This is a genomic window from Streptomyces sp. PTL18 (assembly GCF_059510295.1).
In genome coordinates, this window is record NZ_JCAJZO010000001.1 from 510,765 (window position 1) to 531,003 (window position 20,239).

Genomic DNA, 20,239 nt, shown 5'->3' on the forward strand with positions numbered 1-20,239 from the left:
ACCCCGGAGGGGAGCACCCATGTCGATACTGCGTTCACGGGTACCACCTCCTCGTTCTCTCGCACGGCCTCCGAAAACCTAGCAGTGGTCGCCACGGTCCGCCACCAGGTTCTTGCGGAGGCTCCGTGGCCGGATGCCAGGAGCCACTCACCCGACGGCCAAGGCCGTGTGGTTTCGGCTGTCACACCCCGGCGGCCGTCGCGTCCGTGTCCTTCGCCAGCGCTGCGGCAGCCGCGCCCACCAGCCCCGCGTCCGTGCCCATCAGCGCCGGCGCCACCGTCAGGCGCTGGACGAAGGACAGCGTGGCGTAGTCGGTCAGGGCCTTGCGCAGGGGGGCGAACAGGAGGTCGCCGGCCCCGGCCACTCCCCCGCCGATGACCGCGATGTCGATCTCGACGAGCGTCGCGGTAGCGGCGATCCCCGCGGCCAGCGCCTGAGCGGCCCGCTCGAAGGACGCCACGGCCAACGGGTCACCCGCACGGGCGGCCGCGGCCACCGCCGCGGCCGAGGTGTCGCCCTCGGGCCCCGGCCGCCAGCCGCCCTCCAGGGCGCGGCGCGCGATGTTCGGTCCGCTGGCGATGCGCTCCACGCAGCCGCGCGAGCCGCACGGGCACGGATCGCCGTCCAGATCCACGGTGATGTGGCCGATGTGGCCCGCGTTGCCCGTCGGGCCCGGGTGCAGCCGGCCGCCCAGGACCAGACCGCCGCCGACCCCTGTCGACACCACCATGCACAGCGCGTTGTCATGGCCGCGGGCCGCGCCCTGCCAGTGTTCGGCCGCCGTGATGGCCACGCCGTCGCCGATCAGCTCGACGGGCAGCCCGCCGGTCGCCGACCGGACCCGTTCGACCAGTGGATAGTCGCGCCACCCCGGTACGTTGACTGGGCTCACCGTGCCCGTGGAGGCGTCCACCGGCCCCGCGCTGCCGATGCCGACGGCACGCGCCCGCCCCCAGAGCGGCGATTCCGCCAGATCCCCCAAGACGTCCTCGACGGCCCCCATCACGGTGTCGCCATCCTCCTGCGCGGGCGTCGCGCGCTGCGCGCGCAGCAGGATCCGGCCGTGGCCGTCCACCAGCGCTCCGGCGATCTTGGTGCCGCCGATGTCGAGCGCGGCCACGAGGTCGGTGTGCATCAGCGTCAGGTCTCCCAATGCGTGAGTGGTACCGGCCCCGGCGTACGGTGCACGGTCGCCGCCACGGGGTCCGGGCGCCGAGCACGAGCAGGCAGGGAGCGCCCCTGGGGGAAGGCGCGGGCCGGAGAGTGCGGTGGACAGTCTCTCCCGCATCTGACAACGTTGTCCAGGCTCTATGCTCGACGCCATATCGTCATACAACCCCGTGGAATCCCGGTAGAGCCGTGGAGTGACGGATCTTCCGTGGACGACAGGACAGGACAGCGCATCGTGCCCGAGACCGCCCACCGCACCGACCGCCCCTCGGACCGCCACCACACGGGGGCTCGCTACGGCAACCGTCCGACGATGAAGGACGTGGCGGCGCGCGCGGGGGTGGGCCTGAAGACGGTGTCGCGCGTGGTCAACGGCGAGCCGGGGGTCACTCCCGACACAGAGCGCCGGGTCCAGGAGGCGATACAGGCGCTGGGGTTCCGGCGCAACGACAGCGCACGGGTGCTGCGCAAGGGCCGCACCGCGAGCATAGGCCTGGTCCTGGAGGACCTCGCGGACCCCTTCTACGGGCCGCTGAGCCGCGCCGTCGAGGAGGTCGCCCGGGCGCACGGGGCCCTGCTGATCAACGGCTCCAGCGCGGAGGACCCGGACCGGGAACAGGAGCTGGTGCTGGCGCTGTGCGCGCGCCGCGTGGACGGGCTGGTGATCATCCCGGCGGGTGACGACCACCGTTATCTGGAGCCGGAGATCAAGGCCGGGGTCGCCACGGTGTTCGTGGACCGCCCCGCCGGGAGGATCGACGCCGACGTGGTGCTGTCCGACAACTTCGGCGGCGCCCGTGACGGGGTCGCCCACCTCATCGCGCACGGCCATCGCCGGATCGGCTTCATCGGCGACATGCCGCGCATCCACACCGCGGCCGAGCGGCTGCGCGGCTACCGGGCCGCCATGGAGGACGCGGGCATACCCGTCGAGGATTCCTGGACGTCCCTGGGCGGCACCGATCCCGAGCGGGTGCGCCGGGCCGCGGAGGAGATGCTCACGGGGCCCGCCCCCGTCACCGCGATCTTCGCCGGCAACAACCGCGTGACCGTCACCGTCATCCGCGTCCTCGCCGCACGCAGCCGTCCGGTCGCCCTGGTCGGCTTCGACGACATCGAGCTGGCCGACCTGCTCCAGCCCGGCGTCACGGTCGTCGCCCAGGACGCCGCCGCCCTCGGCAGCACGGCCGCCGAGCGCCTGTTCCGTCAGCTCGACGGCACCCTCATCGCCCCGGAACGCATCGAGCTGCCCACCCGGTTGATCACCCGGGGCTCGGGCGAACTGCCACCCGCGGACTGAGGTCCCGCCGGTACACCTGCCGGTGTTCCTCGTCGGCGGCGGTCCCTGCGGCGGTCCGGTCTCCTGGCGCAAGCCCTTCACGTTCGAGGTCAGCTTGGGGCCGGCCCGCGGCGCGGTCACCCGGGTGACGTCGTGCCTGCGCGTCGGGGCGCGGCTCCGCTCGGTGCCGCCGGCCGTGTTCCCCCTCCTGCGCCGAGGCAGCGGCCCCCGCTACGGCGCCGAGGCCGTGAGGTCCCCTCGCCCGGGCGCCACGAAGCCCTCCAGGCCGGCCCGGGTCAGACCGGTGGCCTCCTCGACCTCCGCCGTGTCGAGGGCACCGCAGTCCAGGCCCCGCAGCAGATGGCCACTCAGCGCCCTGGCCGTGGCCGGTTCGTCCAGGACGTCGCCGGCGGCGCGGTCCGCGTAGCGGGCGAGGCGTGCCGCGGCCTGCCGGAAGCCTTCCCGGTAGAAGGCGAAGACGGCGGCGTACCGGGTGGGCAGGTGGCCGGGATGCATGTCCCAGCCCTGGTAGTAGGCGCGGGCCAGCGCCCGCCGGGTGAGCCGGTAGTGCAGCCGCCAGGCGTCGTGGACCTGCTCGGTGGGGCCGACCGGCAGGACGTTGGTGGAGCCGTCGGACACGCGGACGCCCGTGCCCGCCGCCGCGACCTGCATGACCGCCTTGGCGTGGTCGGCGGCCGGGTGGTCGCTGGCCTGATGGGCGGCCGACACGCCGAGGCAGGCGCTGTAGTCGAAGGTGCCGTAGTGCAGTCCGGTGGCGCGGCCCTCGGCGGCGTGGATCATGCGGGCGACGGTGGCGGTGCCGTCGGCGGCGAGGACGGCCTGGCTGGTCTCGATCTGGATCTCGAAGCCGAGGCGCCCCGCATCGAGGCCGTGCGCCTTCTCGAATGCCTCCAGCAGCCGCACCATGGCGATGACCTGTTCGGGATAGGTCACCTTGGGCAGGGTCAGCACGAGTCCGTCCGGCAGTCCGCCGGCCGCCATCAGGCCGGTGAGGAAGATGTCGAGCGTGCGGATGCCCCGGTCGCGCACCGGCGCCTCCATGCACTTCATGCGGATGCCCATGTACGGGGCGGCCGTGCCCTGCGAGCAGGCTTCGGCGATCAGCCGTGCCGCGCGCGCGGCCGCCTGGTCCTCCTCGGCGTCGGCGCGCGGCCCGTAGCCGTCCTCGAAGTCGACGCGCAGGTCTTCGATCGGCTCGCGCTCGAGTTTGGCCCGGACGCGCTCGTGGACCGGCACGGCGAGTTCGTCCCCGAGACCGAGGACCGAGGCGAACGAGGCGGCGTCCGGGGCGTGTTCATCCAGGGCGGCGAGGGCCTTCTCACCCCAGGAGCGCACGGTGTCGGCGGCGAAGACGTCACCGGGGACGTAGACCGTGTGGACGGGCTGGCGCGTACCGGGGTCACCCGGATAGCGGCGGCCCAACTCGGCGTCAACCGGGGCGAGTGAGGCGCTGATCTCCTCACTGACGGCACCCGCGAGGCTCGTCGACACCCGCTCCTGCCGGCCCTGGCCCATCCCGTACCCCTCCTGTCTTCCACTGCACGGAATCAACAATCCGCAGAGCGAAGCTATCCAGCCTCCCGCCGCCGGTCAACACCTCCTCGCCCGGCCGGTGGTCCGACGGCGACCGGTCTGCCCGTGAGGGCGTCCGCGGCCGGGGACGCGAGAGGCCCCCGTGACCTCACCAGGGCGGTCACGGGGGCCTCTCGGCCGTGAACCGGCTCAGCCCTTGCGGGCCTTGATCTCCTCGGTGAGCTGCGGGACGACCTCGAACAGGTCGCCCACGACGCCGTAGTCGACCAGGTCGAAGATCGGCGCCTCGGCGTCCTTGTTGATCGCCACGATCGTCTTGGACGTCTGCATACCGGCGCGGTGCTGGATCGCGCCGGAGATACCGGTCGCGACGTACAGCTGCGGGGACACGCTCTTGCCGGTCTGGCCGACCTGGTTGGTGTGCGGGTACCAGCCCGCGTCCACCGCCGCACGCGAGGCGCCGACAGCCGCGCCCAGGGAGTCGGCGAGGGTCTCGATGAGCGAGAAGTTCTCCGCGCCGCCCACACCGCGGCCGCCGGAGACCACGATCGCGGCCTCGGTCAGCTCCGGACGGCCCGTCGACTCGCGCGGCGTGCGGCCGGTGATCTTCGTGCCGGTCGCCTTGTCGGAGAAGGTGACGTTCAGGGCCTCGACCGTGCCCGCGGCCGGCGCGGCCTCCACGGCGGCCGAGTTCGGCTTGACCGTGATGACCGGGGTGCCCTTGCTGACACGGGACTTGGTGGTGAAGGAGGCGGCGAACACCGACTGGGTGGCCACCGGGCCCTCGTCACCGGCCTCCAGGTCGACGGCGTCGGTGATGATGCCCGAGCCGATGCGCAGCGCCAGACGCGCGGCGATCTCCTTGCCCTCCGCGGAGGACGGGACCAGGACGGCGGCCGGGGACACCTGCTCGTGGGCGGCCTGCAGCGCGTCCACCTTCGGCACGACCAGGTACTCGGCGTACTCGGAGGCGTCGTGGGTGAGGACCTTGACCGCGCCGTGCTCGGCGAGCGCGGCGGCGGTGTTCGCGGCACCCGGGCCGAGGGCGACGGCGACCGGCTCGCCGATGCGGCGGGCCAGGGTCAGCAGCTCGAGGGTGGGCTTGCGGACGGCACCGTCCACGTGGTCGACGTAGACGAGAACTTCAGCCATGGGAACGGATCTCCTTGCGGATTGCGAAGTCTGAGGGGCGGTAAGGCTGAAGCGCCTTAGATGAACTTCTGGCTCGCGAGGAACTCAGCGAGCTGCTTGCCGCCCTCGCCCTCGTCCTTGACGATCGTGCCCGCGGTGCGCGCCGGGCGCTCGTTCGCGGCCTCGACCTTGCTGTAGGCACCCTCGAGACCGACCTCCTCGGCCTCGAGCTCCAGGTCGGACAGGTCCCAGGACTCCACCGGCTTCTTCTTGGCCGCCATGATGCCCTTGAACGACGGGTAGCGGGCCTCGCCCGACTGGTCGGTCACCGACACGACGGCCGGGAGCTGCGCCTGCAGCTGCTCGGAGGCGGCGTCACCGTCCCGGCGGCCCTTGACGGTGCCGTCCTCGACCGAGACCTCGGACAGCAGGGTCACCTGCGGCACGCCCAGACGCTCTGCCAGCAGCGCGGGTACGACACCCATGGTGCCGTCGGTGGAGGCCATGCCGGAGATCACCAGGTCGTACCCGGCCTTCTCGATCGCCTTGGCCAGCACCAGCGAGGTGCCGATGGCGTCCGTGCCGTGCAGGTCGTCGTCCTCCACGTGGATCGCCTTGTCGGCGCCCATCGACAGGGCCTTGCGCAGCGCGTCCTTGGCGTCCTCGGGGCCCACCGTCAGCACGGTGACCTCGGCGTCGTCCGCGTTCTCCGCGATCTGCAGCGCCTGCTCGACCGCGTACTCGTCGAGCTCGGAGAGCAGACCGTCCACGTCGTCCCGGTCGACGGTCAGGTCATCGGCGAAGTGCCGGTCGCCAGTGGCGTCGGGCACGTACTTCACAGTGACAACGATCCTCAAGCTCACGCCGGCTCTCCTACTGCATCGTCATTTCTGGGCTGCCTTCTTTCAGGCAGCATAGGCGCCTGAAGCGGCCGATCCCGGTCGGGGCGACCCCGCGCTCCGAACGAAATATTACTCGCCAGTACATCGAGTGAATGCCCGCTAAGCAAGCGCTTTGAACTGTGATGTTGACAACGCTGCGTAACCGGCCGTGGGACTCAGTCACGGAGACCGCTGAACCGGCCCTGGTGGTAGAGGAGAGGGCGCCCGGCACCCGAGGGATCGCCGAGGACGACCTCGGCGAGGACGATGCGGTGGTCCCCGGCGGGCACCCGGGCCACCACGCGGCACACCAGCCAGGCGAGGACGTCGTCCAGCAGGGGCACACCCTCCGGGCCCTCGCGCCAGCTGGTCGGCGCCCCGAACCGGTCGGCACCGCTCGTGGCGAAGGTGCCGGCCAGGTCCTCCTGATGCTCGCCGAGTATGTGCACGCCGATGTGCTCGGCCTCCGAGACGACGGGCCAGCTGGAGGAGCCGACGCCGATACCGAAGGAGACGAGCGGGGGCTCGGCGGAGACGGAGGTGAGGGAGGTGGCGGTGAAGCCGACCGGCCTGCCACCACCCCGGGCGGTGATCACGGCGACACCGGCCGCGTGCCGCCGGAAGACGGACCGGAGCAGATCCGGGGAGGCGAGCCGATGGGTGACGAGGTCGGGCGTGGCCCTCATGCAACTGTCCTTCTGGAAGAGGCGACCTGGGGTCCGTGGGTGCTCAGCACGCCGGACAGCGGGCACTCGCGGTGCGGGCCAGATCCACGTGGACACGCTCGGGGAGAAGGAGTTCCGGGGGCATACAGTCAGGCTGACGATAGGTGGTGCGCACAGTCAAGTGCGTCCCGGGATCCGGGAGACATGTCACCGTCGTGGGCGCGACCGTCAAACCGCCTCTCCCAGCGCCGCGATGACATCGGCCTTGCGGGGCCGGCCGGTGGCCCGGCGTACGACCCGTCCGTCGCCGTCGAGGACCAGGACGGTGGGCGTCTTCAGGATGCCGAGGTCGCGCACGAGGTCGAGGTGCGCCTCGGCGTCGATCTCGATGTGGGCCACGCCGGGAACCATGTCGGCCACCTCGGTGAGGACCCGGCGCGTGGCCCGGCAGGGAGCACAGAAGGCGCTGGAGAACTGCACGAGCGTCGCCCGCTCACCGAGCGCCTGGCCCAACTCGGCCGCGCCGAGCCGCTTTCCCTCGTCCCGACCGCGCACTCTCACCCTCCCGCTCCGCCGCCGGTGCAGCACTCCGTACGCGCTCGCCAGCGCGAGCACAGCCACGCACACCACAAGTCCCGTCATCGTCTGCTCCAGCGTTCACCAGACTGCAAAAGATTCCCGGCTCCCCGATCCGATTCTCGTGCGGAATGCTTGATTCATGGACATCGACGCAAGAGGGCCGCGCTTCGGGGCGGCCGTGACGACGGTTGTGCTGGCCGTGGTGCTGGTCACCGGCAGCGTGTGGCTGCTGGCCTGGCAGTTGCTGGCGTTCGCGCTGGGCGCGGCCGGGGGCGTGGCGCGTTCACCGTACGGATGGCTGTTCCGGAGGGTCGTACGCCCGCGGCTCGGGCCGCCGGCGGAGTTCGAGGCGCCGCAACCGCCGCAGTTCGCCCAGGCGGTCGGGCTCGTCTTCGCCGTCGTGGGGCTGGTCGGCTGCACCGCGGGTCCGCGGTGGCTGGGGCTGGCGGCGACCGGGGCGGCGCTCGCCGCCGCCTTTCTCAACGCCGCGTTCGGGTACTGCCTGGGCTGCGAGGCGTACCTGCTCATGCGGCGGGTGGCGGTCCGGGCGGACTGATAGGGCATCAGACCGGGTGGTGCGAACGGCTGACGTGACGAGGATCTCGCCCTACACGGGCACCAGGACTGGCCCCACGTCCGTTCTTCGGGCACGATCTGCGAAAGCAGTAAACCTACGGCTGCGTAACTTCCGCCGGGAGTCCCTTCCCAGGCAGACAGAAGGGTCCGTCCCCCTACATGGCTGAGCTCGTCTACCGTCCCGTCATCGGTCTCGCCCTCACGATGTTCAAGGCGTGGGACCTGAAGATCGACTGCGAAGGGTCGGAGAACATCCCGCGCGCCGGCGGTGCGGTGCTGGTGAGCAACCACATCAGCTACCTGGACTTCGTCTTCAACGGTCTGGCGGCGCTGCCGCAGAAGCGCCTGGTGCGTTTCATGGCCAAGGAGGCCGTCTTCCGGCACCGCATCTCCGGCCCGCTGATGCGCGCCATGAAGCACATCCCGGTGGACCGCAAGCAGGGCGAGGCGGCATACGCGCACGCGCTGGACTCCCTGAGGTCCGGGGAGGTGGTCGGGGTCTTCCCGGAGGCGACCATCTCCCAGTCGTTCACCCTCAAGGGCTTCAAGTCCGGTGCGGTGCGCCTGGCCCAGGAGGCGGGCGTGCCGCTGGTCCCGATGGCCCTGTGGGGTACCCAGCGACTGTGGACCAAGGGGCACCCGCGCAACTTCGGGCGCAGCCACACCCCGGTCACGATCAGGGTCGGCGAGGCGATCGAGGCCCCCCGTGAATCGTACGCGGGCGTCCTCACCCGTCAACTCCGCGAGCGGGTCCAGGAGTTGCTGGAAGCGGCGCAGCGCGCCTATCCGGGGCGCCCCAAGGGCCCGGAGGACGCCTGGTGGATGCCGGCCCATCTCGGCGGCACCGCGCCGACGCCCGAGGCCCTGCGCACCGCCGAGGCGCACTGACGACCGGCCCGTCAGCCGGTCCGCACCGCACTCCTCGCCTGCCTCACAGCGCGGCGGGGAGCGTCCTGCAGAGGGCCGGCCGGTCGGGCGCGGTCCGCAGGGCGCTCAGCACGACCGGGTGGGGCGCGGCGTACAGGACCGGATAGTCCGCTTCACCGAGCTTCTCGTCGGGGATCCAGGCGAGCCGCTCCCCGGTCAGGGAGAACCGCGCGTTCACGCCCGGTTTGCTGCCGCGCGGGTCCTGCCGGTGCCAGGCGCCGTTGAACCGCACGGCGACCAGCCCGTGCACGGCATGACCGCTGCCGTCGTCGTGCGCCAGCCGCTGGTAGCACAGAGCCGTCGGGATGTCCTCGGCCCGCAGCAGCGCCGCCAACGCGTGCGCCTTGGCGTAGCAGATGCCGGTGCGATGCCGCAGGACGTCGGAGGCACGCCAGGTGACCCGCAGGTCGCCGCTGTCGGCGGAGTGGGGGATGGTGTCCCGGACGAACTCATAGGCCGCGCGCGCATAGGCATACGAGTCGGATACATCCTCGGCAAGACGGGCGGCCCTCTCGCGCACCAGCGGATGGCCATGGTCGATGACCGCGTCAGCCATCAGGTACGCGGACATGTCGGGCGTTTCCTGGATCAGGTCCATGCCGGCAGAGCATAGAAATGCGACCACCCGAACGTCAATGAACTTTCGAGCGATCGCATATCTATGCATGATCTGCTAGCGAGCCATCTCCTCCTTGAGGGCCGCCACGAACCGGTCCACGTCGTCCTCGGTGGTGTCGAAGGAGCACATCCAGCGCACGTCGCCCGCGACCTCGTCCCAGAAGTAGAAGCGGAAGCGCTTCTGCAGACGCTCGCTCACGTCGTGCGGCAGACGTGCGAAGACGGCATTGGCCTGGACCGGGTGCAGGATCTCCACACCGTGGACCGCGCGGACTCCTTCCGCCAGACGCTGGGCCATCTCGTTGGCGTGCCGGGCGTTGCGCAGCCAGAGGTCCTTGGCGAGCAGGGCCTCCAACTGCACGGAGACGAAGCGCATCTTGGAGGCGAGCTGCATGGACAGCTTGCGCAGGTGCTTCATGCGGCGGACGGCGTCCTGGTTGATGACGACCACGGCCTCGCCGAACAGCGCGCCGTTCTTCGTCCCGCCCAGGGAGAGGATGTCGACCCCGACCGCGTTGGTGAACGTCCGCATCGGCACGTCCAGGGCCGCGGCCGCGTTGGCTATGCGGGAGCCGTCCAGGTGCACCTTCATGCCGTGCGCGTGGGCGTGCTCGCAGATCGCCCGGATCTCGTCGGGCGTGTAGAGGGTGCCCAGTTCGGTGCTCTGGGTGATCGAGACGACCTGCGGCATCGCGCGGTGCTCGTCCTCCCAGCCGTAGGCCTGGCGGTCGATCAGCTCGGGCGTGAGCTTCCCGTCCGGCGTCGGCACGGTGAGCAACTTCAGACCGCCGACCCGCTCCGGCGCCCCGCACTCGTCGACATTGATGTGGGCGGTCTCGGCGCAGATCACCGCGCCCCAGCGGTCGGTGACCGCTTGGAGCGCGACGACGTTGGCGCCGGTGCCGTTGAAGACCGGGAAGGCCTCGGCGGCGGCACCGAAGTGGCTGCGGACGATCCGCTGGAGGTTCTCGGTGTAGGCGTCCTCGCCGTACGCGACCTGGTGCCCGCCGTTGGCCAGGGCCAGGGCGGCGAGCACCTCCGGGTGGGCCCCGGCGTAGTTGTCGCTGGCGAAACCGCGGACCTCCGGGTCGTGATGACGCCGCGCGTCGGTCCTGGGGGGGTTCACGGCTTCTCGGTCAGCCACAGACGGTTTCCGTTCAGTTCGGCGGCGGGCTTGTCCCAGACTCCGGCGATGACCTCGGCCAGGTCCTTGACGTCGGTGAAGCCCGCGAACTTCGCGTTGGGGCGTTCGGCGCGCATCGCGTCGTGCACCAGCGCCTTCACCACCAGGATGGCAGCCGCCGACGTCAGCTCGCCCTCGCCCTTCGCCTTGTTGAAGGCGTCGGCCATGGCCAGTGTCCAGGCCTCGGCGGCGGCCTTCGCGGCGGCGTAGGAGGCGTTGCCCGCGGTCGGCTTGCTCGCGCCCGCAGCGCTGATCAGGACGTACCGGCCGCGGTGGCTGCGCTGCAGGGCGTCGAAGAAGGCGAGCGAGGTGTGCTGCACCGTGCGGATGAGCAGCAGCTCGAGCAGGTCCCAGTCGTCCAGCTTGGTCCTGGTGAAGGTCTCGCTGCCGCGCCAGCCGCCGACGAGGTGCACCAGCCCGTCGACCCGGCCGAACTCCTTCTCGATGTGGGCGGCCCAGTCCTGGGTGGACTGCAGGTCGAGCAGGTCCACGGTGTCCCCGGTGACGGTGGCGCCGCCGTACGCGTAGCGGGCCGCGTCCACGGCCTCCGCGAGGCGCTCGGGGTCGTTGTCCGAGCCGACGACGGTGGCTCCCGCCTCGGCGAGCCGGAGCAGCGCCGCCCGGCCGGCCGGTCCGCCCGCGCCCGCCACCGCGATCACCGCGCCGCTCAGTGGCCCGTTTCCGTTCCGCATCTTCGCCTCCTGCCGAGCGGTCTTACCGGTTGCGGGGGCGCTCACGCGGCGACCCGCTCGGCCGCCTGAGCCGTGATGCCCTTGGTCGAGGCGATCACGTTCTTGAGCTTCTTCTGCAACGCCTCATAGAACATGCTCAGCGGAAACTCGTCCGGAAGCACGTCGTCCACGAGCTTACGCGGCGGCTGCGTCAGATCGAGGGCATCGGGGCCCTTGGCCCACTTGGAGGCCGGGTGCGGGGCGAGGTAGGTGGAGACCAGCTCGTATCCGGCGAACCAGTGCACGAGCTTGGGGCGGTCGATACCGTCCTTGTACAGCTTCTCGATCTCGGCGCACAGCCGGTTGGTGACCTGCGGGGCACGCTCCCAGTCGATGGACAGCTTGTTGTCCGTCCAGCGGACGACGTCGTGACGGTGCAGGTAGGCGAAGAGCAGCTGGCCGCCGAGGCCGTCGTAGTTGCGCACACGCTCGCCGGTCACCGGGAAACGGAACATACGGTCGAACAGCACCGCGTACTGCACGTCCCGGGCCTGCGGCACGCCGTCGGCCTGGAGCTTCACGGCCTCCTTGAAGGCGGTGAGGTCGCAGCGCAGCTCCTCGAGGCCGTACATCCAGAACGGCTGGCGCTGCTTGATCATGAACGGATCGAACGGCAGGTCGCCATGGCTGTGCGTGCGGTCGTGGACCATGTCCCAGAGCACGAAGGCCTCTTCACAGCGGTTCTGGTCGTGGACCATCGCGGCGATGTCCTCGGGCAGCTCGAGGCCGAGGAGGTCGACGGCGGCCGCGGTCACGCGGCGGAAGCGGGCGGCCTCGCGGTCGCAGAAGATACCGCCCCAGGAGAACCGCTCCGGCGCCTCGCGCACGGCGATGGTCTCCGGGAACAGGACGGCGGAGTTGGTGTCGTAGCCGGCCGTGAAGTCCTCGAACTTGATGCCGCAGAACAGCGGGTTGTCGTAGCGGGTGTGCTCCAGTTCCGCCAGCCAGTCCGGCCAGACCATGCGCAGCACGACCGCTTCGAGGTTGCGGTCCGGGTTTCCGTTCTGCGTGTACATCGGGAAGACGACCAGGTGCTGGAGGCCGTCCTCGCGCCTGGCGGCGGGCTGGAAGGCCAGCAGCGAGTCCAGGAAGTCGGGCACCGGGAAGCCCTCACCGGCCCACCGGCGCAGGTCCTTCACGAGCGCCTCGTGATAGGCGGCGTCGTGCGGCAGCAGCGGGGAAAGCTCCTCGACGGCCTGAGCCACACGGCGTACGGCGGCCTCGGCCTCCGCGCGCTGCGGTGCGCCCTCGGCGTCGAAGTCGATCGAACCGTCCTTGGACTGCCATGGCCGGATCTGTTCCACCACATCCTTGAGCACGGGCCAAGCGGGGTGGTCCACCACCCTGTCCTGCGGAGGAACATGCTCCTCCGAACCCACCTGCACAAGAATTTCCGTCATGACCCATCCTTCACGGGAGAACCTCTCGTAAGCACACCGTATGCATAGGGGCTTTCTCCCAGCAAGAGGGCAGTCGACAAATTATTCTGCGCCCCCTCACCCTCACCGCTCTTTTTCCTGTGCAACCCGGACGGGACGGCGACTTCCACTGAACGTTTGTTCGGCGCCACACCCGAGGCGTGGGGGCGACTTCAGGCCATCGGCCGACGGTCAGACACTGTCAACAGTGACGGGACGCGCCCACTCAGGGGGGACACCGAACCGGCCGCTCAGCCCGGTTTCGCGCCGGTCCACGCGCCCCAGGGACCCCGCACGAGCGGGTTCGTGGCGCGGTCGGGCCGTTAGGCTGCGGCCGAGCCGCGCCGGTACGGAGCGCCGCGCGGCTGCCCGAGCCGCCGTCGACGGAAGCGAGCCGAACCTTGAACTTCCTCACCATCGGTCACCGCGGAGTGATGGGTGTCGAGCCCGAGAACACCCTTCGGTCCTTCGTCGCCGCCGAGCGCGCCGGCCTCGATCTGGTCGAGCTCGATCTGCATCTGAGCAAGGACGGTGCCCTTGTGGTCATGCACGATGACCGGGTGGACCGTACGACCGACGGTACGGGGCCGATCGCGGAGAAGACCCTCGCGGAGTTGCGCGCGCTCGACGCGGGCCGCGGTGAGCGCGTCCCCGTCTTCGAGGAGGTCCTGGACGCCGTGCGGACACCGGTCCAGGCGGAGATCAAGGATGTGGCGGCGGCACGGGCGCTGGCCGAGGTGATGCACCGCCGGGACCTCGTCGGCCGGGTGGAGGTGTCCTCGTTCCACGACGAGGCGGTCGCGGAGATCGCCCGGCTGGTGCCGGGCGTCCGCACGGCGCTGGTCGCCGGCCGCTACGGCACCGATGTCGTGGACCGCGCCGTGCGGGCCGGTTCGGCCACCGTGTGCCTCAACATCCGCAGGCTGACCCTGGAGGTCGTCGAGCACGCGCGTGCGGCGGGCCTGAGGATCATCGGCTGGATCGTCAACACCCCCGAGCATCTGCGGCTGGTCCGCGCGCTGGAGCTGGACGGCGCGACCACGGACTACCCGGAGATCAGGCGTACCGGCCGCTTCACGGCGTGACCTCCCCGCCCGCGGTCACACCAGCGGCTTGACCAGCAGCTCGAACTGGAGGTCGTCGCGCTGGGGAATGCCGAAGCGCTCGTCGCCGTAGGGGAAGGGACTCATCCGTCCGGTACGGCGGTAGCCGCGCCGCTCGTACCAGGCGATGAGGTCGTTCCTGACGGAGATGACGGTCATGTGCATCTCCGTGACGCCCCAGGTCTCGCGGGCCGTGCGCTCCGCCTCGGCGATGACCACCTTGCCGACGCCGCCGCCCTGCAGCGTGGGGCTGACCGCGAACATGCCGAAGTAGGCGTGGTCGCCGCGGTGCTCGAGCTGGCAGCAGGCGATGGTCTCCCCGTCGCGCTCCGCGGTCAGCAGCCGGCTGTCGGGCGACTTGATGACCCCGAGCACGCCCTCCGGGTCGGTCCGCTGCCCCTCGAGGATGTCCGCCTCGGTGGTCCAGCCGGCCCGGCTGGAGTCGCCGCGGTACGCCGACTCGATCAGCGCGACCAGCGCGTCGATGTCGGCCTCCGTGGCGTCGCGGAAGGTCAGGCCGGGCGTGGAGGTGCCAGCGGTGACGGGGCTGTCCATTGGGATGCTTCTCCGTGTTCGGTTGCGCGGCGCGAGCATCGATGAGGGTAACCCGCCCACTAGGCTCCGCGTGTATGGTCCACGTGCTGAGCAGTCGCATCCTCCTGCGCCCGACCGACCCCGAGCGCTCCCGTGCCTTCTACGGCGGGCAACTCGGGCTCCCGGTCTACCGGGAGTTCGGTACGGGTCCCGACCGCGGGGTCGTGTACTTCCTCGGCGGCGGCTTTCTCGAGGTGGCGGGCCGCAGCGAGATCCCGCCCTCGCCGGCGCTGAAGCTCTGGCTGCAGGTACCGGACGTGACCGCGGCGCACACGGAGCTGTCCGAGGCCGGGGTGGCGATCGTGCGGCCACCCGTGAAGGAGCCGTGGGGGCTGATCGAGATGTGGATCGAGGACCCGGACGCCACCGAGATCGTGCTCGTGGAGATCCCGCCCGACCATCCCCTGCGGTACCGACCGGGCATCTGATGCCGCCCCCCCAACGGGCGGGCTTAGCGTGGTCAGGGGGATCCCAGTGGCGGGAGGCGCCCCATGGATCTCGACGCGCCGGTGACCGGCGGCCCCTGCTGGACGGAGCTGGGCACCAGCGACCTGGAGGCCGCCAAGCGGTTCTACACCGAGCTGTTCGGCTGGCGCCCGGAGACGGACCCGCGGCCGGAGGCGGGCGGCTACACCGTCGCGCATCTGGGCGACGCGGCGGTCGCGGCCCTCACCCCGCTGTTCCAGGAGTCGCAGCCGGTCGCCTGGAACGTGTCGTTCTCGGTGTCCGACGCCGACGCGGGGCGCAGGCGGTGCGCGCGGCCGGCGGCACTGTCCTCCTGGGGCCGATGGACGTCTTCGACGCGGGCCGTTTCACGGTCGCGGGCGACCCGGGCGGCGCCGTCTTCCAGATGTGGCAGCCGCGGGCATTCCCCGGGGCGGGGCTGTTCAACGCGCCGGGCTCGCTCGGCTGGGTGGAGCTGATGACCCGCGTCCCGGAGCGGGTCACCGACTTCTACACGACCGTCTTCGGCTGGAGCGTGCACCCCTCCGAGCAGTACACGCGGTGGGGTCTCGAAGGCGCCGGCTTCGGCGGCACGGTGACGATGGGCGACCGGTTCCCGGCCGAGGTGCCGCCGCACTGGCTGCCGTACTTCGCGGTGGAGGACGTCGACGCCACGGCCCAGGTCGCGACACAGGCGGGCGCGCGCGGGCGGCGGTGGCCGGCGCCGCGGACGGGGGGCCGACGCCGAGCGCGAGGGTTGTCGGGCGGCCCGATGCGGGTCGCGTCGCAGAGCGACTGCTGCACGGCCGTGAGGAGGGCGCCCACGGTCACCAGGGCCACACGGCGTTCGCGGTGAGGGACCGGGGCGACGGCAGACCCCCGAGCATGCCGAGGGCGCCCCGGACGAGGGTCGGGGCGCGAGCGGCGCAGGGGCAATTCCCCGAGCACACCTGCGGTCTGCCGCGCGATCCCCGCGCTCCCCTGCGCCCCTGTGCGCTTGCGTGCGCACCCTGCGTCACGGGCATGCCTCCCGGTGACCGTCCGAGACCGTCCAGCGGGGAGGTGCGCGGTGCACGGACCGGCTTCGTCCGGCTGGCTGCTCGTCGCGCTGTGCGCGGCAGTCGGGGCCTACTGTCTGCTGCGGATGCGCAGCACCGTCGAGGAGCAGCGCCGGGCCGCGGGCGGCGAGGCGCTGATGGGGTTCGGCATGGCGGCGATGGCCGTGCCGGCGGCGGTCGCCGTGCCGCGGGCCGTGTGGATCGCGTACGCGGTGGCCTTCGGCGGGGCCGCCCTGCGGGCCCTGTGGGAGGCCCGGCGCGGCATGCACCATCTGCACCATCTGATAGGCGCCTGCGCGATGGTCTACATGGCGGTGCCGATGGCCGCCTCGCCCGGGCACCACGCGCACGGTGGCGTATCGCTGTTCACCGGCGCGCTGCTGCTCTACTTCACCGTCTATGTGCTGTGGTCGGGAGTACGGCTGGTGCCGGCGGTGGCGGTGGCCACGGCCGGGGGTGCGCCCGGTACGGGCTGGGGCGACCGGCCGGAACTCGCGCGTGCCTGCCGTCTGTCCATGGCGATCGCGATGCTGGCGATGCTCCTCACGCCGTGATACGGCGCCGGGCGGAGCCGGCATCGCGCCGGCTGTGGGCACAGCGGCAGGCAACCGTGGTGTGCGTCACTTTGACGCGGCAGTACATAGGCCGTGCTCCGCCCGGCTCATAGGCTTCGGCCCATGATGGTCCCCGCGGCACTGCTGCTGCTCGGCGCCCTGGCCGCCGTCCTGGCTCCGCGGCTGCTCGCCAGGGCGGACTGGCCGGACCGCGAACCGGTGGTCGCCCTGTGGGTGTGGCAGTGCGTGGTGGCGGCGGTCCTGGTGTGCTGCGTGCTGTCGATGACGCTGAGCGCGGCCGCCGCGTGGACGGCCGTGCGGGGCCATGTGTTCGCCCCCGCGCCGCAGGCGGTTGTGGCCGCGTACGCGCTGAGCACGGGGAGTTCATGGGCCGCGGCGACCGCCGTGGTGCTGGCGTGCGGCGGCGCGTGGAGCGCGGCGATGCTGGTGCGGGAGGTCTCCCGGGCACGGGCACGCTGTCGGCACAGTCGCGCCGAACTGCTTGTACGGGCTCCGCTGCTGCCCGGCGAGGAACCGCGCGGAGAGCGGCTGGTGGTGCTCGAGGGAGAGCGCCCTGACGCCTGGTGGCTCCCCGGACCGGCGCCTCAACTGGTCGTCACCACGGGCGCGTTGCGTCGGCTCAAGGGCAGGCAACTGGACGCGGTGCTCGCCCACGAGCAGGGCCACGCGCGGGCCCGGCACCACTGGCTGCTGCACTCCTCGGCGGCACTGGCCAACGGTTTTCCCCAGGTGCCCGTCTTCGCCGCGTTCCGCGACGAGATGCACCGGCTGGTCGAGCTCGCCGCCGACGACATGGCCTCGCGCCGCCACGGCCGCCTCACCACCGCGCTGGCGCTGGTGGAACTCAACGAGGACCGGGGCGTGTTCGGACCCTGCCCCACCCCGCAGGCCCATGTTCCGCAGCGTGTGCACCGCCTCCTCACTCCCCCGGACCGGCTGCCGGCGGCACGGCGGCTGCGGCTGACGGCGATCGCGGCACTGGTCCCGGCGATTCCGGTGCTGGTGGCGTTCGTCCCGGGGTTGCGCGCACTCGGGTAGCCACGGGAGGCGCCCGGCGGCCCGGACTTGACCCGTGGCCACACCTGTCGGCGAGGATCACCGTATGCACCCCGCGCCCGTCGAACCACCGCCCCGCCCTCCGGCCCCGCGGGTCGCGGCACTCACCGCCGCCGCCCTCACCGCCTTGTCGGTGCCGCTCCTGGTCCTGGTCGCCGTCTCCTGGCGTCCGCTCATGACGCTGGACGGCGACGTCGCGACCACCACGCACCGTTGGGCGGTCGAACACCGGGGAATCACACACGTGTCCCGCATCCTCACGGACTGGGTGTGGGACCCCCAGACCATGCGTGTCCTGTGTGCGGCCGCCGTGCTCGCACTGCTGTGGCGGCGCACAGCGCCCTGGCTCGCACTGTGGGTGGCGGCCACGTGCGCGCTCGCGGCGCTGGTGCAGAACGCGCTCAAGGCGGCCGTCGGCCGTCCACGCCCGGTGTGGCCGAATCCCGTCGACTCCGCCCACTACGCGGCCTTCCCCTCCGGTCACGCCATGACGGCGACCGTGGTGTGCGGACTGCTGCTGTGGGTCCTGCACCGGTACGGCGCCGGGCGCCTGTGGTGGTGTACGGCGCTCACGGTCGCCGTGGTCTCGGTCGTGGGCGTCGGTCTGACCCGCGTCTGGCTGGGCGTGCACTGGCCGTCGGACGTGCTGGGCGGCTGGCTGCTGGGGGCCCTGCTGGTCGCGCTCGCGGTGGCGTCGTACCAACGGTGGTGCCCAGGCGAGCAGGTGCCCCTATGGCGCCGACGGCGTCCTTGACCGGGTGCGGCGGATCGCGAAGGATCGACCCATGGCGATCAAGGGCGTGCTCTTCGACTTCTCCGGGACCCTCTTCCGCGTCGAGTCGGCCGAGTCGTGGCTGCGTGCGGTGCTCGAGGAGGCCGGCGCGACGCTGCCCGAAACCGAGTTGCTGCGGCTGGCGGACCGGCTGGAGGCGGCGGGCGCGCTCGCGGGAGGTTCCTCTCCCGCGGGGCCGCTGCCGGGCGAACTGGCCGCGCAGTGGGCGGTGCGGGACCGCAGCGCCGAGGCGCACCGGGCCGCGTACACCGGGCTCTCCCGTCAGGTGGAACTGCCGGATGCGCGGCTGCACGACGCGCTGTACGACCGTCATATGACGCCCGCCGCCTGGCAGCCCTACCCCGACACGGTCGAGGTGCTGGCCGCGTTGCGGGAGCGCGGGGTGGCCGTCGGCGTGGTCAGCAACATCGGCTGGGACCTGCGGCCGGTCTTCCGTGAGCACGGTGCCGACCAGTACGTGGACGCGTACGTGCTGTCGTACGAACACGGCATCCAGAAGCCGGACGTCCGGCTGTTCGCACTCGCCTGCGACGCGCTCGGTGTCGCCCCGCAGGACACGCTGATGGTCGGCGACGACCACCGCGCCGACGGCGGCGCGGCGGACCTGGGCTGCGCGGTGCACTTCGTGGAGCATCGCACGGTCACCGAGCGCCCGGACGGGCTCCGTCCGGTGCTGGACCTGATCCGGTGAGCCGGGCCCGCGCCCCGGCTCGCGGACTCAGCTCTCGTAGCCCTCGACCTGCGAGGCCGGGCGGACCTGTGCCTCGTCCGGGTTCTCGCCGAACTCTGCCTTCGCGCGGCGCTGGCGCAGCAGGTCCCAGCACTGGTCCAGGGCGCGTTCCAGGTCGCCGAGCCGCTCCTGTTCCGTCGCGCTGTCGATGCGGCCGGACGACACCGCCTCCCGCAGGACGCGCTCCTCCTCCACCATCGCCGAAATCCTGCCCAGGATCTGGTCCTGATCCATGTCTGCCCGCCTCCTCGGTGACTGCTGCCCACTCTAGGGACGGTTCACCGGGTGTGCGACATCGGTGGCGGAGACGAGAAAGCGCGCCTGCCCTGGACCATCCCCCGTGTGGCCCGGGGCAGGCGCCGCCCGAGCCGGCCTGCGCGGCGCGGTCCGGGACGCACTGAGTATAGTTGGCTGGCAGCCAGTCAACACAGGAGTCCAGGATGTCGCCGCGCAGCGCCTCGGTCAATGAAGAATTGCGGCGGCGTTCCCGCGAGCGGCTTCTGCAGGCAGCCGTCGAACTGGTCAGCGAGCACGGCTATGACGCGACCACGCTCGGGGACATCGCGGACCGCGCCGGGTCGGCGCGGGGCCTGGTGTCGTACTACTTTCCCAGCAAGCGGCAGCTTCTCCAGTCGGCCGTGCACCGGTTGATGCACCGCACACTGCAGGAGGCGCTGGAGCGTGAGCCGTTCACGGAGGACGGCCGGGAGCGGATGGCGCGGGCCATCGACGCGATCCTGGGCCTGACGGTGCACCACCCGGTGCTGATGCGCCAGCACATGGCGGGGATCCTGCAGGCCGAGGGGTTCGTGCAGTGCCCCGAGCAGCAGCGGCTTGCGGAGTTGCTGCGCGAGACGGTCGCCCGGCACGGCTCGGCGGACCCCGACACCGACTACCCGATGCTGCGGGCCCTGCTGATGGGCGCGGTCTACGCGGCGCTGGTGCCGGGCGTTCCGATGCAGCCGGCGGTCCTGCGGGCCGAGTTGTTCAAGCGTTACGGCCTGGCCTGGGAGATGGGTGCCCCGCCGGCCCCCGAGGGAACCGACGAGGCGTACGACCCGGATCTGTCACGGTTCTTCGCGACCGAGAGCCGTCCCCCGGAGGCGAGCGGTCAGCCGTAGCAGTCCGGCTGCGTCGGGACGCCGGCCCACCGAGCCCCACCCGCTGCGCGGGG

The 20,239-nt window shown here is 71.7% G+C and carries 22 protein-coding genes and 1 pseudogene; 11 read left to right on the forward strand and 12 right to left on the reverse strand.

What is annotated here, in order from left to right; translation table 11 throughout:
• Positions 1 to 181: 181 nt before the first annotated feature.
• Positions 182 to 1,135 carry an ROK family protein gene (locus AC5WS8_RS02355; protein WP_496101928.1) on the reverse strand — a complete coding sequence of 318 codons (954 nt, stop codon included), beginning with the start codon at positions 1,133 to 1,135 and terminating at the stop codon, positions 182 to 184.
• Positions 1,136 to 1,378: 243 nt separating this feature from the next.
• Between AC5WS8_RS02355 and AC5WS8_RS02360 the strand changes: the two genes are divergently transcribed.
• Complete coding sequence (locus AC5WS8_RS02360; protein ID WP_496101546.1) at positions 1,379 to 2,470, forward strand: LacI family DNA-binding transcriptional regulator; 1,092 nt, start codon at positions 1,379 to 1,381, stop codon at positions 2,468 to 2,470.
• Between the two features lie 210 nt (positions 2,471 to 2,680).
• Here AC5WS8_RS02360 and AC5WS8_RS02365 read toward each other — a convergent pair whose 3' ends face one another.
• The 5 genes from AC5WS8_RS02365 to AC5WS8_RS02385 all read right to left on the reverse strand — a co-directional run bounded on the left by AC5WS8_RS02365 (position 2,681) and on the right by AC5WS8_RS02385 (position 7,322).
• Positions 2,681 to 3,985: a DUF6986 family protein gene (locus AC5WS8_RS02365; RefSeq protein ID WP_496101547.1), complete on the reverse strand. Its 1,305-nt coding sequence runs from the start codon at positions 3,983 to 3,985 to the stop codon at positions 2,681 to 2,683.
• A gap of 207 nt (positions 3,986 to 4,192) precedes the next feature.
• Positions 4,193 to 5,155 (reverse strand): electron transfer flavoprotein subunit alpha/FixB family protein, encoded by a 963-nt coding sequence (locus AC5WS8_RS02370; RefSeq protein WP_496101548.1) that lies wholly within the window; start codon positions 5,153 to 5,155, stop codon positions 4,193 to 4,195.
• Between the two features lie 56 nt (positions 5,156 to 5,211).
• Positions 5,212 to 5,997, reverse strand: a complete 786-nt coding sequence (locus AC5WS8_RS02375) for an electron transfer flavoprotein subunit beta/FixA family protein (protein ID WP_496101549.1) — start codon at positions 5,995 to 5,997, stop codon at positions 5,212 to 5,214.
• A 194-nt stretch (positions 5,998 to 6,191) separates the two neighbouring features.
• The gene (locus AC5WS8_RS02380; RefSeq protein ID WP_496101550.1) at positions 6,192 to 6,701 is read right to left on the reverse strand and encodes a flavin reductase family protein; all 510 of its coding nucleotides are present in this window, start codon (positions 6,699 to 6,701) and stop codon (positions 6,192 to 6,194) included.
• 207 nt (positions 6,702 to 6,908) lie between these two features.
• Positions 6,909 to 7,322: a TlpA family protein disulfide reductase gene (locus AC5WS8_RS02385; protein WP_496101551.1), complete on the reverse strand. Its 414-nt coding sequence runs from the start codon at positions 7,320 to 7,322 to the stop codon at positions 6,909 to 6,911.
• 76 nt (positions 7,323 to 7,398) lie between these two features.
• On the opposite strand from AC5WS8_RS02385, the gene AC5WS8_RS02390 reads away from it, so the two are divergent.
• Together AC5WS8_RS02390 and AC5WS8_RS02395 are read left to right on the forward strand one after the other, a co-directional pair.
• On the forward strand, positions 7,399 to 7,815 hold the full coding sequence (locus AC5WS8_RS02390) for a DUF4395 domain-containing protein (RefSeq protein ID WP_496101552.1): 417 nt from the start codon (positions 7,399 to 7,401) through the stop codon (positions 7,813 to 7,815).
• Between the two features lie 179 nt (positions 7,816 to 7,994).
• Positions 7,995 to 8,723, forward strand: a complete 729-nt coding sequence (locus AC5WS8_RS02395; RefSeq protein WP_496101553.1) for a lysophospholipid acyltransferase family protein — start codon at positions 7,995 to 7,997, stop codon at positions 8,721 to 8,723.
• Positions 8,724 to 8,766: 43 nt separating this feature from the next.
• On the opposite strand, the gene AC5WS8_RS02400 is transcribed toward AC5WS8_RS02395, so the two are convergent.
• The 4 genes from AC5WS8_RS02400 to AC5WS8_RS02415 all read right to left on the reverse strand — a co-directional run bounded on the left by AC5WS8_RS02400 (position 8,767) and on the right by AC5WS8_RS02415 (position 12,694).
• On the reverse strand, positions 8,767 to 9,360 hold the full coding sequence (locus AC5WS8_RS02400; RefSeq protein WP_496101554.1) for a transglutaminase domain-containing protein: 594 nt from the start codon (positions 9,358 to 9,360) through the stop codon (positions 8,767 to 8,769).
• A 75-nt stretch (positions 9,361 to 9,435) separates the two neighbouring features.
• Positions 9,436 to 10,506 carry a threonine aldolase family protein gene (locus AC5WS8_RS02405; RefSeq protein ID WP_496101555.1) on the reverse strand — a complete coding sequence of 357 codons (1,071 nt, stop codon included), beginning with the start codon at positions 10,504 to 10,506 and terminating at the stop codon, positions 9,436 to 9,438.
• Positions 10,503 to 11,255 (reverse strand): SDR family NAD(P)-dependent oxidoreductase, encoded by a 753-nt coding sequence (locus AC5WS8_RS02410; RefSeq protein WP_496101556.1) that lies wholly within the window; start codon positions 11,253 to 11,255, stop codon positions 10,503 to 10,505. Before AC5WS8_RS02410 ends, AC5WS8_RS02405 begins: the two co-directional genes overlap by 4 nt.
• A 41-nt stretch (positions 11,256 to 11,296) precedes the next feature.
• On the reverse strand, positions 11,297 to 12,694 hold the full coding sequence (locus AC5WS8_RS02415; RefSeq protein WP_496101557.1) for a DUF6421 family protein: 1,398 nt from the start codon (positions 12,692 to 12,694) through the stop codon (positions 11,297 to 11,299).
• 419 nt (positions 12,695 to 13,113) lie between these two features.
• Between AC5WS8_RS02415 and AC5WS8_RS02420 the strand changes: the two genes are divergently transcribed.
• Positions 13,114 to 13,797 carry a glycerophosphodiester phosphodiesterase gene (locus tag AC5WS8_RS02420; RefSeq protein ID WP_496101558.1) on the forward strand — a complete coding sequence of 228 codons (684 nt, stop codon included), beginning with the start codon at positions 13,114 to 13,116 and terminating at the stop codon, positions 13,795 to 13,797.
• 15 nt (positions 13,798 to 13,812) lie between these two features.
• On the opposite strand, the gene AC5WS8_RS02425 is transcribed toward AC5WS8_RS02420, so the two are convergent.
• Positions 13,813 to 14,370: a GNAT family N-acetyltransferase gene (locus tag AC5WS8_RS02425; protein ID WP_496101559.1), complete on the reverse strand. Its 558-nt coding sequence runs from the start codon at positions 14,368 to 14,370 to the stop codon at positions 13,813 to 13,815.
• 74 nt (positions 14,371 to 14,444) lie between these two features.
• On the opposite strand from AC5WS8_RS02425, the gene AC5WS8_RS02430 reads away from it, so the two are divergent.
• The 6 genes and pseudogenes from AC5WS8_RS02430 to AC5WS8_RS02455 all read left to right on the forward strand — a co-directional run bounded on the left by AC5WS8_RS02430 (position 14,445) and on the right by AC5WS8_RS02455 (position 19,026).
• Complete coding sequence (locus tag AC5WS8_RS02430) at positions 14,445 to 14,837, forward strand: VOC family protein (RefSeq protein WP_496101560.1); 393 nt, start codon at positions 14,445 to 14,447, stop codon at positions 14,835 to 14,837.
• Positions 14,838 to 14,900: 63 nt separating this feature from the next.
• Positions 14,901 to 15,709 (forward strand): annotated as a pseudogene (locus AC5WS8_RS02435) (VOC family protein).
• 213 nt (positions 15,710 to 15,922) lie between these two features.
• Positions 15,923 to 16,465 carry a DUF5134 domain-containing protein gene (locus AC5WS8_RS02440; protein WP_496101561.1) on the forward strand — a complete coding sequence of 181 codons (543 nt, stop codon included), beginning with the start codon at positions 15,923 to 15,925 and terminating at the stop codon, positions 16,463 to 16,465.
• Between the two features lie 123 nt (positions 16,466 to 16,588).
• Entirely contained in the window at positions 16,589 to 17,524 is a 936-nt protein-coding gene (locus AC5WS8_RS02445; protein WP_496101562.1) for a M56 family metallopeptidase, read from the forward strand.
• 64 nt (positions 17,525 to 17,588) lie between these two features.
• Positions 17,589 to 18,296: a phosphatase PAP2 family protein gene (locus AC5WS8_RS02450; RefSeq protein ID WP_496101563.1), complete on the forward strand. Its 708-nt coding sequence runs from the start codon at positions 17,589 to 17,591 to the stop codon at positions 18,294 to 18,296.
• 31 nt (positions 18,297 to 18,327) lie between these two features.
• Positions 18,328 to 19,026 carry an HAD family hydrolase gene (locus AC5WS8_RS02455; RefSeq protein WP_496101564.1) on the forward strand — a complete coding sequence of 233 codons (699 nt, stop codon included), beginning with the start codon at positions 18,328 to 18,330 and terminating at the stop codon, positions 19,024 to 19,026.
• Positions 19,027 to 19,053: 27 nt separating this feature from the next.
• Here AC5WS8_RS02455 and AC5WS8_RS02460 read toward each other — a convergent pair whose 3' ends face one another.
• Positions 19,054 to 19,299, reverse strand: a complete 246-nt coding sequence (locus AC5WS8_RS02460) for a DUF2630 family protein (RefSeq protein ID WP_496101565.1) — start codon at positions 19,297 to 19,299, stop codon at positions 19,054 to 19,056.
• A gap of 206 nt (positions 19,300 to 19,505) precedes the next feature.
• Between AC5WS8_RS02460 and AC5WS8_RS02465 the strand changes: the two genes are divergently transcribed.
• Positions 19,506 to 20,186 (forward strand): TetR/AcrR family transcriptional regulator, encoded by a 681-nt coding sequence (locus AC5WS8_RS02465; RefSeq protein WP_496101566.1) that lies wholly within the window; start codon positions 19,506 to 19,508, stop codon positions 20,184 to 20,186.
• The last annotated feature ends 53 nt before the right edge of the window (positions 20,187 to 20,239 follow it).